2 protein-coding genes and 1 pseudogene are annotated in these 1,540 nt (G+C 38.1%); all 3 read right to left on the bottom strand.

Annotated elements, in window-relative coordinates:
- Positions 1–140: 140 nt before the first annotated feature.
- A complete protein-coding gene (locus N8M95_RS09130; protein ID WP_120769983.1) occupies positions 141–563 on the bottom strand; it encodes a hypothetical protein in 423 nt (140 codons plus the stop codon).
- Between the two features lie 12 nt (positions 564–575).
- A complete protein-coding gene (locus N8M95_RS09135) occupies positions 576–998 on the bottom strand; it encodes a hypothetical protein (protein WP_120770849.1) in 423 nt (140 codons plus the stop codon).
- Positions 980–1,540, bottom strand: a pseudogene (locus tag N8M95_RS09140) (hypothetical protein); the annotation flags it as partial. The gene N8M95_RS09135 and the pseudogene N8M95_RS09140, both read right to left, overlap by 19 nt.

Consider the following 1,540-nt stretch of genomic DNA (forward strand, 5'->3'; position numbering starts at 1 on the left):
CCAGAGTTTGAAGAAGAGTCCCATGCACCTCTACTAGGTAATTGCGCATACTCGAGATGGCCTGACCTTGGAGATTTGCACTTAATGTAAAAACAGGAACTTGCCTACAACTAACAGTGTATAAACAAGTTCCTTACAAGCTATTTTAATGGCGATACATAATTATCTGGAAGTTTGCCTTCAGATTCGATCCAAATCTTCTCTGCAATGGTCATTAACTCTTTTAATTCTTCTTGTGTAAAAAGTAATTGATTTTTCGGATTAGCTATCAGTATCTTTGGTCGTTCTTTGGCTCTTCCCCTTTTTATTTTATTGATTTCTTTTTCCGTTGGGGGCCAGCAATCGTTCTTTACTCTATAAGATACTTCTCGTAACGTTTTCTTCCTACTCTCCAGCAAGGAAAATAACTCGTCCGATAATTCATAAACAACTCGTTCATCCATCATGCCACCTTCAATATTGACGATATAATACTGATTATTATGTTTCCAAACTTCTTTTCCGTATCCTTTGACTTCTTCGAACTGAATAACGTCTTCCCAGCCTAGTTTTGTTGGTTTCATTTCAAACCTCTTTTACTTAAGTGGTGATACATAATCGTCTGGAAGTTCACCCATTGATTCTATCCATTGTTGTTCGGCTTGAGGAATAAGTATTTCAAGTTCTTTATTACTAAAAAGCAACTGATTTTTACGGTTTGATATCAGCACAATTGGCTTTTCTCTAGCTCTTTTTTTTCTTATTTCGTTCTTTTCTTCTTCCGTCGGTGGCCAACAATTGTTCTTTACTCTATAAGATACTTCTCGTATCGTTCTCTCCCCACTCTCTAGTAAGGCAAATAACTCATTTGGTAATTCATAAACCACACGCTGAGGGGCAATTCCTCCCTCCTCAGTAACGTAATAAAGAGTATTACCATCTCTCCATATATGCTGACCGTAGCCTATTACCTCTTCAAACTGGATAACATCTTCCCAGCCTAATTTACTATGTTCCATGTATGTTCTCCTCTCTTGGTACTAATATCTTCCATGACACCTTCTGGAATATCTCCTGGGAAAGTTCGTCCAGCTGGTCTCCACCAGTCATTGGCTCCAACTTCATTTCCACTTGGTATGGAAATCCCTTTTTCCGCTACTACTTCTGGAGTAACATCCAAACGATAAAGTGGACCATCTCCTAAATAACCTTCATCAAGTCCTAATATGATTTCATAAAGACGATTATCTCCATTGGCAACCTTTTCAATGATATCTGCATGTTCTTTGCTCAGCCAGAAACTTGTTCCATCACCACTCCCAACAATACCCTCATTCCAATTCTCGCTAGGCTGAAATTTTTGGAATCGGGATGCTCCATTTTTAAATAGTTGTCTGTGTGCTTCTATATACTTAGGGGTGAGATATTCCTCAACATCAGGGCGAAAGATTCCTTTCTGAGAATCGGGCTTGATATCAAGTATATCCTTCTTAGTATATGCACCTCTAATATACTTCACTTTAGGTGAGTCCTTAGAAATATTAAAAATTAATTCCCTTTC

Source organism: Streptococcus mitis, assembly GCF_946190325.1.
Taxonomy (GTDB): domain Bacteria; phylum Bacillota; class Bacilli; order Lactobacillales; family Streptococcaceae; genus Streptococcus; species Streptococcus mitis_CF.